At 55.6% G+C, this 14,684-nt stretch carries 16 protein-coding genes and 2 pseudogenes; 9 read left to right on the forward strand and 9 right to left on the reverse strand.

The features are described from left to right. Positions 1 to 70: 70 nt before the first annotated feature. The 5 genes and pseudogenes from E5221_RS00140 to E5221_RS00160 form a co-directional block, all read right to left on the reverse strand. On the reverse strand, positions 71 to 1,093 hold the full coding sequence (locus tag E5221_RS00140) for a cytochrome D1 domain-containing protein (protein ID WP_011953096.1): 1,023 nt from the start codon (positions 1,091 to 1,093) through the stop codon (positions 71 to 73). A gap of 265 nt (positions 1,094 to 1,358) precedes the next feature. After that, positions 1,359 to 1,559, reverse strand: coding sequence for a heavy-metal-associated domain-containing protein (locus tag E5221_RS00145; RefSeq protein ID WP_004575963.1), 201 nt, complete (start codon positions 1,557 to 1,559; stop codon positions 1,359 to 1,361). 337 nt (positions 1,560 to 1,896) lie between these two features. After that, positions 1,897 to 4,272, reverse strand: a complete 2,376-nt coding sequence (locus E5221_RS00150; RefSeq protein ID WP_011953097.1) for a heavy metal translocating P-type ATPase — start codon at positions 4,270 to 4,272, stop codon at positions 1,897 to 1,899. Between the two features lie 48 nt (positions 4,273 to 4,320). Beyond that, a pseudogene (locus E5221_RS00155) lies at positions 4,321 to 4,454 on the reverse strand (DUF2933 domain-containing protein); the annotation flags it as partial. Between the two features lie 2 nt (positions 4,455 to 4,456). Next, positions 4,457 to 4,615: a hypothetical protein gene (locus E5221_RS00160; protein WP_011953098.1), complete on the reverse strand. Its 159-nt coding sequence runs from the start codon at positions 4,613 to 4,615 to the stop codon at positions 4,457 to 4,459. Positions 4,616 to 4,662: 47 nt separating this feature from the next. Between E5221_RS00160 and E5221_RS00165 the strand changes: the two are divergent. Continuing rightward, positions 4,663 to 4,998, forward strand: a pseudogene (locus E5221_RS00165) (helix-turn-helix transcriptional regulator); the annotation flags it as partial. A 423-nt stretch (positions 4,999 to 5,421) separates the two neighbouring features. Next, positions 5,422 to 6,441, forward strand: coding sequence for an ATP-binding protein (locus tag E5221_RS00170; protein ID WP_015268415.1), 1,020 nt, complete (start codon positions 5,422 to 5,424; stop codon positions 6,439 to 6,441). Between the two features lie 183 nt (positions 6,442 to 6,624). Here the strand turns inward: E5221_RS00170 and E5221_RS00175 are convergent, their stop codons facing one another. After that, the gene (locus E5221_RS00175; RefSeq protein ID WP_012269851.1) at positions 6,625 to 6,957 is read right to left on the reverse strand and encodes a hypothetical protein; all 333 of its coding nucleotides are present in this window, start codon (positions 6,955 to 6,957) and stop codon (positions 6,625 to 6,627) included. Positions 6,958 to 7,287: 330 nt separating this feature from the next. Here E5221_RS00175 and E5221_RS00180 point away from each other — a divergent pair, with 330 nt between their 5' ends. The 4 genes from E5221_RS00180 to E5221_RS00195 all read left to right on the forward strand — a co-directional run bounded on the left by E5221_RS00180 (position 7,288) and on the right by E5221_RS00195 (position 9,406). Further along, positions 7,288 to 7,521, forward strand: coding sequence for a hypothetical protein (locus E5221_RS00180; RefSeq protein ID WP_156867445.1), 234 nt, complete (start codon positions 7,288 to 7,290; stop codon positions 7,519 to 7,521). Between the two features lie 310 nt (positions 7,522 to 7,831). Then, positions 7,832 to 8,755 carry a hypothetical protein gene (locus E5221_RS00185; protein WP_011953102.1) on the forward strand — a complete coding sequence of 308 codons (924 nt, stop codon included), beginning with the start codon at positions 7,832 to 7,834 and terminating at the stop codon, positions 8,753 to 8,755. Positions 8,756 to 8,975: 220 nt separating this feature from the next. Continuing rightward, entirely contained in the window at positions 8,976 to 9,185 is a 210-nt protein-coding gene (locus E5221_RS00190) for a hypothetical protein (RefSeq protein ID WP_015268418.1), read from the forward strand. A 14-nt stretch (positions 9,186 to 9,199) separates the two neighbouring features. Further along, positions 9,200 to 9,406, forward strand: coding sequence for a hypothetical protein (locus E5221_RS00195; protein ID WP_011953104.1), 207 nt, complete (start codon positions 9,200 to 9,202; stop codon positions 9,404 to 9,406). 143 nt (positions 9,407 to 9,549) lie between these two features. Here E5221_RS00195 and E5221_RS28790 read toward each other — a convergent pair whose 3' ends face one another. Together E5221_RS28790 and E5221_RS00200 are read right to left on the reverse strand one after the other, a co-directional pair. Beyond that, positions 9,550 to 9,678: a hypothetical protein gene (locus tag E5221_RS28790; RefSeq protein ID WP_003253468.1), complete on the reverse strand. Its 129-nt coding sequence runs from the start codon at positions 9,676 to 9,678 to the stop codon at positions 9,550 to 9,552. 122 nt (positions 9,679 to 9,800) lie between these two features. Continuing rightward, positions 9,801 to 11,498, reverse strand: coding sequence for a phosphoethanolamine--lipid A transferase (locus tag E5221_RS00200; protein WP_003298414.1), 1,698 nt, complete (start codon positions 11,496 to 11,498; stop codon positions 9,801 to 9,803). Positions 11,499 to 11,988: 490 nt separating this feature from the next. Between E5221_RS00200 and E5221_RS00205 the strand changes: the two genes are divergently transcribed. From E5221_RS00205 to E5221_RS00215, 3 genes are all read left to right on the forward strand, one after another. Continuing rightward, complete coding sequence (locus E5221_RS00205; protein WP_071890582.1) at positions 11,989 to 12,327, forward strand: zinc ribbon domain-containing protein; 339 nt, start codon at positions 11,989 to 11,991, stop codon at positions 12,325 to 12,327. Between the two features lie 54 nt (positions 12,328 to 12,381). Next, positions 12,382 to 13,287 carry a cation diffusion facilitator family transporter gene (locus E5221_RS00210; protein ID WP_010951438.1) on the forward strand — a complete coding sequence of 302 codons (906 nt, stop codon included), beginning with the start codon at positions 12,382 to 12,384 and terminating at the stop codon, positions 13,285 to 13,287. 157 nt (positions 13,288 to 13,444) lie between these two features. Then, positions 13,445 to 13,795, forward strand: coding sequence for a DUF3147 family protein (locus E5221_RS00215; protein WP_011953105.1), 351 nt, complete (start codon positions 13,445 to 13,447; stop codon positions 13,793 to 13,795). A 32-nt stretch (positions 13,796 to 13,827) separates the two neighbouring features. Here the strand turns inward: E5221_RS00215 and E5221_RS00220 are convergent, their stop codons facing one another. Beyond that, the gene (locus E5221_RS00220) at positions 13,828 to 14,154 is read right to left on the reverse strand and encodes a DUF2790 domain-containing protein (protein ID WP_011953106.1); all 327 of its coding nucleotides are present in this window, start codon (positions 14,152 to 14,154) and stop codon (positions 13,828 to 13,830) included. Positions 14,155 to 14,684 lie beyond the last annotated feature (530 nt).

Consider the following 14,684-nt stretch of genomic DNA (forward strand, 5'->3'; position numbering starts at 1 on the left):
CAAGCAAATTACTGCGCCGGCGTGAATGCTCATTTTTCGCGTCGTGCTCGGGTTGTACACCGACGGGCTATTATTGGGCACTCGGCGGCTCGAAGCTGATCCCGTTTGGCCCGGCGCCAACCTTATGGGTAGCAACGACCTTTCGGCTGCTCGTATCGATGACAGATACGGTGCCCGCTTCAATATTGCTGACAAACACATAAGCGCCGTCGCTGCTGATGGCCACACCATGGGCACCCTTGCCGGTGGTCACGGTGCCCAGGCTGCTACGCGTCTGGAGATCTACGATGGAGACTCGGTCGTCCGGATTCTGGCCACTGCCCTGATTCGCGACATAGACCTGGCGACCGTCAACGGTGGCCATCATCTGGATTGGCGTGCGGCCGACATCAACCTTGCTGATCACCTTGCGTCTGGCCGTGTCGATGATGCCAAGCTGATTTGTCGCACTGAGCGAGACGAATGCCAGGCGACCGTCAGGGGCAAAGCCGACCTGGACAGGGCCTTTGCCCACGGGAATCTGCGCGGTTTCTTTGAGTGTGACGACATCGATAAGCGATACGCTGTCGCTCTTCATGTTCGCGATATAGAGTGTCCGGCCATCAGGGCTCAAGCGCAGCCCATGGGGATAACGCCCAGTTGGAATACCGGGCAACTCGATTCGCTGCTCAAGGTCAAATACTCGCACCTGGTTGGCAGCGGAATCGGTCACAAAAGCTCGCAGCCCGGTGACGTCGGTGACCACATGAGCCGGGTGATCGCCTGCCGGGAAGCTGAACGGTGGCCTGTCCAGCGCGCTGGTACTGAACACCAGCAACTGCCCACCGGGCTTTTCACCGCTCGAATGCCCCGCATGTCCAGCCACTCCAACAACCAGAAGCAAGCTGCCGTCGGGCGAAACCTGTAGGTTGTGGGGTGCGATCGGCAAGGCGACCGTGCTCACATCACCTGTCGCAAGATTTACCTGGCTAATGGAAGCGGACCGTTCATTGGCCGTGTAGACGTTACCCGTAGGGTTTGCCATGACCAGCCCCAGAGGGATGAGCAGGGATATCCCCAAGGCCATAGAACTAAACCGCTTGGCAGTCATCATTGTGAATGAGCTCCAACGAGGGGCCGGGGTATGTGAGCCAGGCTGGCCTATACATTTACTCAAGATAAACACCAATCGCGAAGCATTTTCTTGATCAGCGTCAACGTCCACAGCTTGACTCGGCACTGGGTGATCGAAGGCCGTCCATTTCTTGGGGAGTATTGCTGGCTATCCCGACCCGGAGTCAGTCGACATCAGGCTGTATATGAAGAAACCGCGCCATGAAACATGGCACGGCGGCTTGCCATCTGAGCGGTAACGAGACTTAGCGACTGACTTTGGTTGGGTAACCAAGCGCCTGGACCAGTGCACCGACGCGTTCCGCCTCGATGTTGCTTTGGACACTCACTGTACCGGCAGCACGATCAACGATCACCTTCGCGTCGCCATCGGCAGCCTGGATGGCCTTGGTGATCTTGTTGACACAACTGCCACATCCCATACCGGAAACTTCCAAAACGAACATAGCGGGCCTCTCATGCTGGTACGGCTTTTCTCGCCGCATTTACAGCTTCAACCTTGACACGATGACAAGGTCAAGGCCCGGTCAAAGGATTTATCTTCGCCCTGAAATCTTGTCCAACTCCTCTGGCGGCGGCCCCTGCTGCATCACAATTGTCCCTTACGATCTTGGCAGAAGATGGCGGACGTCGCAGTTGCCCGATGTCCTCCATCAGGACCAGATTGGCGCCGAACTCGCGGACATACCCGCTAAGGCCAAAGCCCTAGACAGTCAGTCATATGGATCAGGCGTTGAAACGCTGATGGCGGAACTTCCTCTCATAGGTTGCGGTGTGCCCATTTCAGTCTGTGACTACGCGCTTCAGCCGCAGTGCGTTGAATACCACGGAAGCCGAACTTACGCTCATGGCCAATGCCGCAATCATCGGTGACAATAGATGGCCGGTAAGCGGGTAGAACAAACCTGCCGCCAGCGGTATGCCCATAGCGTTGTAGAAGAATGCGAAGCCCAAGTTTTGACGCATGTTCTTCACCGTGGCCACGGATAGTGTTCTGGCCCGCAGGATGCCCATCAGGTCGCCCTTGACCAGCGTCAACTGGGAGCTGTTCATGGCAACATCGGTGCCAGTTCCCATGGCGATCCCGACATCAGCCCGGGCCAGCGCAGGGGCATCGTTGATCCCATCTCCTGCCATGGCAACCCGGCGCTTATCGCCCTGCAGGAGCGCCACCAGTTGCTCCTTGTCCTCGGGTTTCACTTCTCCGTGGACTTCCTCGATGCCGAGTTGTTTCGCGACCGCACGTGCCGTAGTCAGGCCGTCGCCGGTGGCCATGATGACCTTCACATCTTCTGCCTGTAGCCGGGTTACCGCCTCCTTGGAGGTGGGTTTGACCGGATCGGACACCGCTAGCAGGCCAGCGAGCACGCCATCGACGGCCAAGTACATGATACTCATGCCTTCCAGACGCAGCTGCTCGGCGCGGTCTCGCAACGGACTGGTGTCGAGGCCAGCCTCTTCCATCAAGGTCGTGTTGCCAAGCTGCAGCCGTTTGCCGTTCACCTGGCCACGTACACCGATCCCAGAGCCCGACTCAAACGCCTCTGGCTTGGACAAGCTGTGTCCATGCGCTCGCGCATGATCGACAATCGCATGTGCCAGCGGATGCTCGCTGCCTTGGTCCAGGCTGGCGGCAAGGCGCAAGACTTCGGGTGGCATGAACTGCCCGGTACCGACCACGCTATGAAACACTGGCCGGCCCTCGGTGAGGGTCCCGGTCTTGTCGACGATCAGCGTGTCGATCTTGCAGAGGTTCTCGATAGCACTGGCGTCTCGGAAGAGCACGCCACTGCTGGCAGCCTTCCCGGTAGCGACCATGATCGACATGGGAGTGGCTAGGCCGAGCGCGCAGGGGCAGGCAATGATCAGGACCGCGACCGCATTGATCAGGCCGAAGACCCAGCCAGGCTCCGGTCCGAAAAGCCCCCAGCCGAAGAGCGTGACCAGCGCGACCAGAATCACCCCCATGACGAAATAGCCGGCCACGGTGTCCGCCATCCGCTGCATCGGGGCTTTCGAGCGCTGAGCCCGCGCGACCATCTGCACGATTTGCGAGAGCACTGTCTCGGCGCCGACCTTCTGCGCCGCCATCACAAGGCTGCCGTGGGTATTCAGCGTGGCACCGATGAGTGCATCCCCAGCTTTCTTCATCACTGGCACGGGCTCGCCTGTCAGCATGGATTCATCGATAGCACTTTCGCCTTCCAGGACCACCCCGTCGACCGGCACCTTCTCGCCAGGGCGAACGCGCAGGTGGTCGCCCGTATGCACGTGGGTGAGCGGAATATCTTCCTCCTGACCATCGGCCCCGATGCGACGGGCCGTCTTGGGGGCAAGACCCAGGAGCGACTTGATGGCGGCGGAGGTTTGTGAGCGCGCCTTGAGCTCGAGCATTTGGCCGAGCAACGTTAATGAGATGATGACTGCAGCCGCTTCGAAGTAGACACCGATGCGGCCATCCTGCATGAAAGTCGTCGGGAAAACCTGCGGGAACACTGTGGCCGCAACGCTGTATAGGTACGCCGCAGCCGTTCCCAAACCTATCAGGGTCCACATATTCGGGCTGCGATTACGAATCGATGCGACCCCACGCACGAAAAACGGCCAGCCAGCCCATAGTGTCACGGGAGTGGCCAGAATCAACTCCACCCAATTCTGTGTGGCACCATGCAGCAATTGGAGTTGGTGGGCAGTCATGGCCAACACGGTCACGATGACCGTCAGGGGCAAGGTCCACCAGAAGCGGCGGGAGAAGTCCTTGAGTTCCGGGTTCTCGTCTTCCTCAAGCTCCGGTATTACCGGCTCTAGGGCCATGCCACAGATTGGGCAACTGCCCGGCCCACGCTGGCGGATTTGGGGATGCATCGGGCAAGTGTATTCGGCGTCCGCCGCGTTGCTTGGCTGCGGGGCAGCCGAGTGGAGATGGCCCGCGTGTTCTTGGTCCTGGGGAGGGCTAAGATAATGCACAGGCGCTGCGCGGAATTTCGTCAGGCACTTTTCACTGCAGAAGCGGTATGTCCTTCCCTCGTATAGCTCGAAGTAGCGACTATCCGGTGGCACCGTCATACCGCATACCAAATCGCGCTGACTACCATCCGGTTGCTCATACGGGTGCGAGTGGTCATGGTCATGGTCATGCTGGCACGATTCGGTGTGCATGAAGTAGTTCCCTTTGTTGTCCGGTTTGGACGAGTTTTCACCCTTCTGGTGAGAATACCCGCCATGGTTGTGCCCGAAGAGTTGCGTCAGCGGACAGAGCAACAAAATTAAATAACTGTAGTGCCTGTGACAGGTGGCCATAGTGCACGAGCCACATAAAACAGGCCAAATATGGCCAGCATGATCAGTGCAATACCGCCTTTAGTCCGCCAAAAAGGTATTGCCAGATCTGTACCACGGCGATGGGCTCCATCATGATCAACTCCCAAGCTGGGTGGGAAATATCGGCCGCTGCCGTATTGTCCAGCCTAGACAACATCTCCTTGAACAGCTGTGACGCCAATCAATGCTCCTGTAAGCGTGTCGATTATTGTTGTGGTGTAGCGTCATGGCATAGATCATTTCTGGAGGTTGCTGATCCTGCTGCTGCACCAGTGGTTGCCCTTCGACAATGCGCTGGCTGCCTTGTACCCCGGCGAGGGAGTGCCCAAGCCGCTGGAGGAGTACGACGCCGGCTCCCGGTGGGGAACGCCGTCCATGCTTTCCTGCCTGGACGGCCTATACTTGCTCGACCCCTTCTACCAGGCCTGTCAGGAAGGCCTGCCCAGTGGGCTGTAACGCCTGGAGGAGATCGCTTCTGACCAGTTCCGTCAAAGCGAGTACTTCCTCAGTTACTTCCACGCCAACGCATTGGAAGACGAGGAGCAGTTCGTTCTCCAGTTGCCGGCCAAGGTAGCCTTATGCGATCTAACAGCTCAAGCCCCAGACCTGATACATGCGGTGCGGTACAGCGCTGATCGGGTCACTCTTCGCTGTTCCCCTTCCAGCTTTGCCTTTGCCCACAGCAGACGTCGGAGATGAAACTGCTCGGCGGACTCACAAACCTGCTCCAGTGCTCTCGCACAAGGCTTTGATCTGGCCATCTTTGCTTGAATGGCTGACCCGTGGCAGGGCGTTGGCCGTGTTTTCTTCGTGCGTGTTGAGCCCAAGGCGAGCGCGATCCACCATCCACAGGCCGCTACTGCCGCGCGCCAATTCTATGCCGGCACTACTCGTCAAAAAATAGGTGAGTGCTTACCCGGCAGGCAATGGGCTACTATCGAGCCCTATATCTATCCGAAAGGGTTAGCTCCGTTGCCAGGGAATTGCATGCAGGCCATCGATATTGAAAACGCGATCGTTCTTCCTTGGGGGCTTGGCTCAAGATCGCCCCATGACCTGTTTTCTGTGTGCGCAGAAATCATTAACTGCCCTGGTGACATCGTTTTAGACGCTAGCAACCTCTCGTATATCGATCCGTTAGGGATGGCCACGCTGCGAGCGTTGTTTGAAAACCAGTTGGTCCAGAAGCGAGTTTCGATGCAGTTTTTGAGCAGAGACCTGACCTCCTACCTGGCCAGGATGGATTTTTTCAAGGACATTGATGTAGAGGGTGTAGATCTATCGGGGGTAGGACGTCGAAACGACCGAAGCACCTCGTTGGTGGAAATCACCAAAATCAGCGAACACCATCAAGCAGAGGCTGCAGCCTCTCGCCTCGCTAGAGCTATTACGGGAAGGTTGACTCAATCGGACCCGGATGCCCCAGTCGACGAGCACACGGGACGGAATGAGTTTGACTCCTACCGGGGCCCTCTGGAGTATTCGCTCAAGGAGCTATTGGAAAACTCGCTTACTCACGCCCGCAGAGAGGGACGTGGTGACGCCGCCGTTTGGCTGACCTGTCAGTTTTATCCAAAATTGAACCTTGTACGCATGGCCATCGTCGATAATGGGTGTGGGTTTCTCGCGACACTGAGGAATCACCCTGAGCTTCATGACCGCACGCATTTGCACGCGATCGAGGCGGCACTCAAACCGCGAGTGAGCTGCAACCGGGGTGCGATGGCCCAGATCCTGGGTAGCGAGAACCAAGGTATCGGGTTAACAACTACCGCAAAAATTGCAGACGCGGCGGGCGGTGGTTTGATCATCGTGAGCGGCAATGGCATACATGACACAAAGCGTCGGCAGTCTCAGGAGCTGCATGATGCGCTGTGGAATGGTGTATCGATCGCGTTTAGCTGTACCCGTGAGCTGCTGCCCACCATTTCGATCAGTGACTTGCTGCCGAAGGACGATGCAGGACAGGTTGACGACGATCTCGACCTAGATCTGAATTTCCGCTAGCTCTGGCTTTTTGATAGCTCGAGGGCTAGAGTCGATCATGCAAGGAGCGGTAAATGGGAGATTCAGCGTCAACTGAAACTCTCGGGCTGCAAAAAAGGATTATGCAATACAAGGGGTTACGACATGCAAACTCAAATTCGATTAAGTAGGGATAGTTCTATCCGAACGTACGGAATGCGAGCTTCAGCGATCCCCTACCGTACCGAAATCGAACGCTCGCTCAGCAGTGGTGAGAGCGTTGTCATAGATTTCGCTGGGAACGATGTCACTCAGTCCTTCGTCGACGAGTTGATCGGGGCGCTGATTCTGAAGGAGGGTCGCCAGGTGGTATCGCGCCTTGCCTTTGAAAACTGCACCAACGATGTCAAAGGAATCATTAAATTTGTGGTCCATGATCGAGTTCGACAGCTGCAAAAAATGCCCGCGTGACGGATCCGCATTGAATTTAAGGCCCTCAATATTGAGGGCCTTTTCATTGGTGCCAGGCAAAAGATAGCCGTCTTGAGTGGCCCCCATAGCTCGCCCTGAAAAGCGAATGTCAGGGGACACACCGCAGAAAAGCGTTCTGTAGCGGAGGAATACGTGGAAAACGGAGCTTAGGTTTCCTCATTGAGATGTGTAGAAATCCATCGCGACTCACCTATGCAAAGGCTGCGAAAAGCCTGAATCTACTGGGGTATCGTGGCGTGAGATATGTGCAAAAAAATGTGCACAGCATCTGCGGATTGGAGAGCTGGCTTGGCTCCTTAAGTAAAACCATCAAGCTGCAACGGACCTGCAACTCCTGCGGCTTGAAGCAAAGCGGGTAATACCACCCCTGAGCCCTACGAGGTGGTGTTCCGGTTTTTGACCAAACGAGAGCACGCCAGGCGCGCAAATGAGCTGCACGACCAGCTGAATGAAGTGCTCGGGGTGGCCAGAAATCTCAACGATGGGCTGTACTTCGGTGGAGCAGACGTCACGGTGCTACAAGACTTTACCATGCTCGATGCGGAAGACTTCGTGCGGTACAACCTTCACGACTGGCTCAGTGTTGGGGATACCGATGAAGATGAAGAAGGTGCCGATGATGCTGACTGAGCTGCTATCGGCCTCCCCTTTAGGATCTGGGTTTGACCTTAGCTGACCGGCTGCTCTACAAACCAATTGATTTTCTCCGGAGCCGGTGTCACTGTCGCTCCAAGAATAGCCCCCACGCCTCGGGCAGGTCCCAGACCTGTACTGCGCATCAGGGGGTTAGTTGTTTCTAGGGCCCGCCCAGGTCGATCAGGCATGCTTTGGGCTGGCCTCAAACCAGTGGGTGACCACCAAAAGGGTCAGTTAGGCCTACTGCTGCCTATCCTCGCTCGTTACCATCCAGAAACCCTCTATTGATACGGTTTCAGCAAAGATGGATGTCTATAAGCTCCGCATCGAAGACACAGAAAGCAAGATCATCGACAAGGAAGGTTTCGAGGCCGAGACCTTCCGCAGAGATCCGTGGTACCAGCCTGGAAGTGCGGGCAAGCTAGCTCAGTTTGCTGTATGCCCGGCATGCGACAACCCTGTCCAGCTGGTTGGGCTGTATGAGCTACCGCCTAACGTGAAGAACCCATTCGGGAAACATGCTACTAAGAGCATTCGCGGCATCGCTCCATTTGATAGTGAGGCCCGTAACGATTGCCCGTACTTCAAGCCTCGCCAGCATAAGAAAACAGAACGAAAAACCAGGTTTGACGGCGTCCCGCGGAAGATTCTCAAGCTATTGATCGAACAGTTCGATCGCGTGGTTTACATCCTGGAGAAAGAGACCCAACTGGTCCTTTCCGAGAACGCGTTGAGAGGCATGCTGCAGCGTTACAAGGGAGAGCGTGGCTACCTCTATACCGGCGCGACGCTTCGCAATGTGCCATGGATCTTTGCTTACATGTCGGACGCCACCCGCCTGTTTGGCCAGAAGGTCAGTGGAAATGCTGAGCTGGTGAAAGCTATTGCCGCTGAGGTGCCGGGGGCGGAAATCAGCAGCACTGGTCGGCTGGAATCGAAGAAGGTGCCTGGTTCGAAGGCGGCATATTTTGATCTCAAAATGAGTTTCATCCGCCATCGAATCGTCAAAGACAGTGAAGCGTCTGGCTTGGTTGAAAGCATGGAGTTTGTAGTGTCACAGCCTCGCGGAGGTGAGCTTGAGCACATTCACAAGGAAGTCATCAAATTCGATTCGGCTTGGTTCGAATCTCTTATCCGGATGCCGGTTGATCATCCTTATCGCAGAATGGATAGAGTGAAGATGGCCCGGGAGGAACTGGGCGATCTGCTGGAGCTGACTCAGGCCTGAGGAGGCCTGCTGTAAACCACTTTTTTTCACTGTAAACCACAGTGGTTTACAGTGAAAAAAGTGGTTTACAACGTAGCTATGACACGCGCCCTGGCCACTCCCCAGGCCAGCGCGCTCCTCATTGGTTCGTTCAGCCGGACGTCGAACACCTGTGCTGCTCGGGGCCTTGCCACGCCGCGGTGTCCTATAATTCATCTTCAGCTGAGTGGAGCAAAATGTTGTGAAGCGCACATTCATTGGAATGGTCGAGGCTGGTGAGCCACTGATGAGGCAAGCGCTTGAAGCTATCCGACAGGCCCACGAAGCGGAGGCTGCTGGATTGCCAGACCTTGAGGTACAGCGTCTTCACCTATTGGCAGATTCGCTCTATCAGGCGGTCATTGATTTTCAGCTCCTCAAAGCAGGTAAACCACCGTCGACTATCCAGTGAGGACCTGCCGCTACATGACGAAAAAGATACCAGCTCTTCTCCCCGACCACCCCATGTATACCGACGCAGTGGATGCGATGAAGCAATACCACGAGGCGCAGGCTTCTGGCTCATCTGCCGAAGAGGTTGAGCGCCTGCGTCAAATCGCAGAATCACAATTTCGGGCTGTCAGCGAGTATCAGCTCAACGCTCTGGGATATCAGTCTCGTCGTCCGCACTGAAGGGATAACCGATCCGGAGGTAGCTTCAGAATCCATCAAGCCAAGCGGAAGACTCACGACGCGGTCCGATTGATCAGCGAGACGGTCGGGAGGGTTTGCACACAGCCCCAAAAAAAAAGCAGCTCCCGAGAGCTGCTTTTTTCTTACTCCCCCTTTTTGTGCTTGTGGGGTTTCAGGTCCGGATGGTCCTTCTGCTTTTCAGGGGTGACTCGCTGCCTTTTGTCCGGAGTGCCATCTTCATTGGTGCGCTTTGGGCCTGGCTTGATGCTCATGCAAAACTTCCTTTTCCGCTTGGGTTGTTGAATGCAGCTATGTAATTAGTCCAGCTTCTCTCAGCTGTCAAAGCAGGCTGGTGCAGAACCGCCTGGCCGATGATCCGGTCCACATCGAACATTCAGAGGCCAGAATAAGAGCCTCCGACAAAGGGCTTACAAGGGGCAGTGAAATCCAGCGCTGAGCGATACGAAGACGTCTGGACGTTCATCATGCCGAGCACGGTGTGGAACAGGTTGTCGTGGCTCAGCGGTGACGTGGTTTGAGCTTTCAAACAACCCACGTTGACCTTTTCGCTCTTCGCGAGCGAGTCAGACATCCAAAGTACCAACGGCACCTTTGTTTGCTCGTCAGGAGCCATCGCGTAAGGCAGCCCGTGTAGATAGAGCCCACCCTCCCCCAGCGATTCGCCGTGGTCCGAAACGTACATCAGCGCAGTGTCGAACTTGGTGTTGGCCGCCAGGATATCGATGAGATTTGCAGTCACATAATCGGTGTAGAGGATTGAGTTGTCGTAGGCATTGACCACCTCCTCCTGCTTACATTTGTCGAGCTCGTTGGTCTCGCACACCGGTGCGAATTTCTTGAATTGCGAGGGGTAGCGCTTGTAGTAGGCCGGGCCGTGACTGCCTTTGTAGTGGAGCACCAGGACAGCATCGCCTTCCTGGCGCTTGATGAAGTCTTGCATCTCCGTGAGCAGCACCCCGTCCTTACACTCCTCGCTGGTGCACAGTTGGGAATCCGCGTGAGAGGCAGCCTTGTGGTTGGGAACCCTGTCGCAGACCCCTTTGCACCCCGAGTTGTTGTCAGTCCACATGACACTGATGCCAGCGCGTTGAAGCACGTCGAGCAGCCCTTCTCGGCTCTTGGCCAAGCCATCTTTGTACTGGGCCTTACCCACGTCCAGGAACATGCATGGCAGCGAGACCGCGGTAGCGGTACCGCAGGAGCTCACGTTCGTGAAGCTAATGACATTTCGCTTTTCTAGTTCCGGATTCGTTTCACGGGAGTAGCCGTTGAGGGAGAAGTTGGCGGAGCGAGCGGTCTCTCCTACTGCCAGTACCAGCAGCCTGGGTTTACGAGCCGCACCCTGTCGATTAACTACCGCATCAGTACCAATGGCCGTCAGCGTTTTAGGTGAGGCCAGCTGACGCTTCAGGTACCCATGGCCAGCCGCAAACAAGTTGGTAGGTACCAGAATCAGCCGGATCTCCCGATTGTTGCGCAGCAAGGAGGCATACGACTGGTACTGACTCAACGCGATGCCAGATAAGGTCAACAGAGCGAGCGACAGAGCAATGAACCTGCTGACCAAAGCTTTGGCCCAAGGCTTGCGCCGGAGGGGAACCCGGGCAATCAGGTAGACGGGCAACACCCCAACCATTGCGACCCAAAGACCGAGCTTCCAATTCAGCAGCTCGGTTGCCTCAGCGACGTCGGTCTCCACAACGTTGGTGAACATTGTGTAATCGATCACGATGCCGTAGGCATTCATGAAGTAACTCGCAAAAGACGCGCTGATCAGTACCAGGCACAGTATGGGTTTGGCCAGCCGCCCCCATGACAGCAAGCTCAGAACGGTAAACACCCATGCGAATACTATGACTGGGAGGCTAGCCGCTAGCTGCCAGTTCACTTCATCGGTTTTGAATACCAGCTTCCAGAGCACGTTCCAGAGCTCAGCGTTCGCGAATAGCAGTAACCAAAAAGTCACCAGGCCGATTAGCAAATTAGTACTGATGCCTTTCTGCCGCGCATTGCGAATAGCAAAGATCCATTTGCTTAACAGGGTGTGAACAATGGATTTGGAAGGTGTCATTATCAAACTCTGGAAGCTGCTTATCCATGGCGGTAGCTATGGAGTTAGCGGGAGCTACAAGGCAAACCGTCGACAGATGCTGAGCGATTGCGCAATGTGCGGAGCGTCAGAGGCCTTAGGCCCCTAGGCGTTGGGGACGCTTAGTATGTGTGAGGCATAGGGATAAAAAGAGAAATGAATCTCGCTGAGCGCATTATTTCCGGGACCTGATAACGACACGATGACCTCGGGATTACAATGCTGACAGAAATCCAATTACTGCTGTTTTGATTGTCATTGATCACGCTATGATCAAAATTAGGGGGATACTACCCACCAAAAGCAATGCTCCGCTCAGCTAGATAAATTTAATTTCACAAACAAAACGGTTTCGTTTTGTCGTAGGCTAATTTTGAACTTTCAATTCAACTTACAAGTCTTTCTCGCGAGCAGAATATTATTTTCAACTTTTGCTCGTTAATATGTCACCCATCAATGAGGGGCGAATACCATGAGCTTTTTCAAAAACATCCTGGGCGGGCACCATGGCCGTGGAAACCACGGTGGAGGCAAGCACCACAGCGGGGGACATGGGGCCGAGCAATATGATCGCCATGGCCGGCAGCAGGGCTGCGACGGCGGTAATCAGGTGTATGACGGCGGGCGCCCTCCCACTCCTGCCCCCATCAAAGATCTGCAGGGCTGCAGGCAGTGCCGGACGGCCAACGATCCGTCAGCACGCTTTTGTCTAAACTGCGGAACACCGCTATCGAGTGGTTGCACCGCCTGCGGCTCGCTGCTGAGTGCAGGAGCAAGATTTTGCAGTCACTGTGGCCAAGCGACGCTCTAAGGCTAGGTAGACAGGAAGGCCAACGAGACCACAACCCTGCGCAAGGAGAAATACGTGGGTTCAAATCATGACCATGGCAGCGCTGCAGTACGCGAGGGGCATCAGAAGAAGCTAATCATGGCGCTCGGCTTGACTGGCAGCTTCATGATTGCAGAAGTGATCGGTGCGTGGATTACCGGCAGCCTGGCGCTGCTGTCGGACGCATCTCACATGTTCACAGATACTGCCGCCTTGGCGATCTCACTGATTGCACTTCAGATAGCCAAGCGGCCGGCGGATCAGAAAAGAACCTTCGGCTATGCGCGCCTGGAAATTCTGGCTTCGACGTTCAACGCCGTGCTGCTCTTCCTGGTGGCGATGTACATCTTGTATGAGGCCTACCAGCGCTTCTTCATGCCGGCGGAGATCGCTACCGGAGCGATGATGTGGATCGCAATCGCCGGCCTGATCATCAACCTAATTTCGATGCGCCTTCTGGCATCTGCGAGCAACGAAAGCCTCAACGTCAAAGGAGCCTACCTCGAAGTTTGGAGCGACATGCTCGGCTCGCTTGGCGTAATCATCGCGGCACTTATCATCCGCTTCACCGGCTGGACCTGGGTCGACACGATTGTCGCTGTGGCGATCGGCCTTTGGGTTCTGCCGCGGACGTGGCAGTTGCTTCGCGAAAGCCTGGGGATCCTCATGGAGGGTGTCCCGAGGGGGCTCGACGTTACGGCAATCGAGGCCACCATCCTCGGAGTAGATGGCGTGACGGACGTTCATGACTTGCACGTGTGGGCTGTCAGCAGTGGCAGTAACGTGATGACGTCGCACGTAGTGGTTCGGGATTCTGCAGATGGGGATGCTGTGTTGGCGGCCGTCGTGGATGCTGTCAGCGATGCATTCGAAATCCATCACTGCACCATCCAGATCGAGCGGGCAGCTTTCCACGAGAGCGTTCCCTCACCCTCGCACTGACCGATCGGTAAACACCATGCAAACACATCACCCTCCTGGCTGAGGGTGATGTTGCAAAAAAAATGCGGTGAGGGATGCCGTAAACGGCAGGAGCGCTTCAAGGGGGTTGGTGAATGGCTTCGCCTGCCCTCGTCAACAACCTCCAGAAGGCTCAGCGATGGCCTGGATCATCACGAAGTACCTACTCACTGCCGGTATAGTGATTCTCGTGTCAGAGCTGGCGAAACGCAGCGACAAGCTGGGCGGCTTGGTCGCCGCCCTACCCTTGGTCACGGTCGTGACGTTGGTCTGGCTCTATTTAGAGAACCAGAGCATGGAGAAGATCTCCAACCATGCTTGGTACACGTTCTGGTACGTGCTTCCGACCCTACCGATGTTTATTGCTTTTCCATTGCTGCTACCTAAGCTCGGCTTTTGGCCGACACTGATCAGCAGCATCCTCATCACAATGGCCAGCTTCGGAGGCTTCGCCATACTGCTGCGCCGGTTCGGCATTGAGCTTCTATGATCCGGTGGCCGCAGGGATCATCTTGATGAGTCTTAACGGCTATTAACACACTCGCCCTTCACCAGGTAGCGAACCATGTGCAGTTCGCCTTTCGAGTCTTCGTAGGTCATCATGCTTCTTACATTACCGCAGTACCGCACACTGGGTGATACATACACCAACTTACCAACGTCCAGGTCCATGCCATAGGCGTAGTCTTCTAGTTGAGGCATGGGCTTTTTTACGCGTTGAGCATAATCCGCTGTAGCCTCTCTAGCAGTACGCTCGATGCGTTTATTGATCTCCATACCGCTTTGGGCATTGGCTGTTAGTGATGTAAAGAGCAAAAACACGGCGATCGCTGATACAGTAGTGTTCATAAGAAGTCCCTTAATAAAAAAGCGCCCGTAGGGGGGCGCTAAAATTCACCTACCAAAGGAGCGTATGGTTTACAGGTGAATGCACTGGCGCGAACAACTGCTCGGTGCTCTTGCCAAGCTGCTTTGAAATGAGACAATTTCCAAAGCAGCGATGCCTCTTCCGCTGCCCTTAAACTAGCAAAGGAGGCTAACACCAAGATGATCGGGCAATTACAATTTGGACATGTAATAGATTGTAAGATAATTATTCGAGAGAATATCGAGCCGCCACGTGAACTAATTTGCAGAAAGGCGCTGCGGTTTGCGGCCGTGCATGGGGTCTGCCTGCGTGGCGCCCTCGATCCAAGGCCAGTACCAGTCCTTGCAAGCTAACGACCGAAATGCTGCCTGTCCTGGCCGATTCCACCTGCCAGGCGAATCTGTCATACACCGCCGCAGGCCCCAGAATCCGCTATGCTTAGGGGTGGAGCCTGCATGACTGTCAGAAATCTTGCGGCTACATTACAAATTTGTAGGATTTCGCCGCGGCC

This window comes from Pseudomonas sp. A2 (assembly GCF_023100865.1).
Taxonomy (GTDB): Bacteria; Pseudomonadota; Gammaproteobacteria; order Pseudomonadales; family Pseudomonadaceae; genus Aquipseudomonas; species Aquipseudomonas asiatica.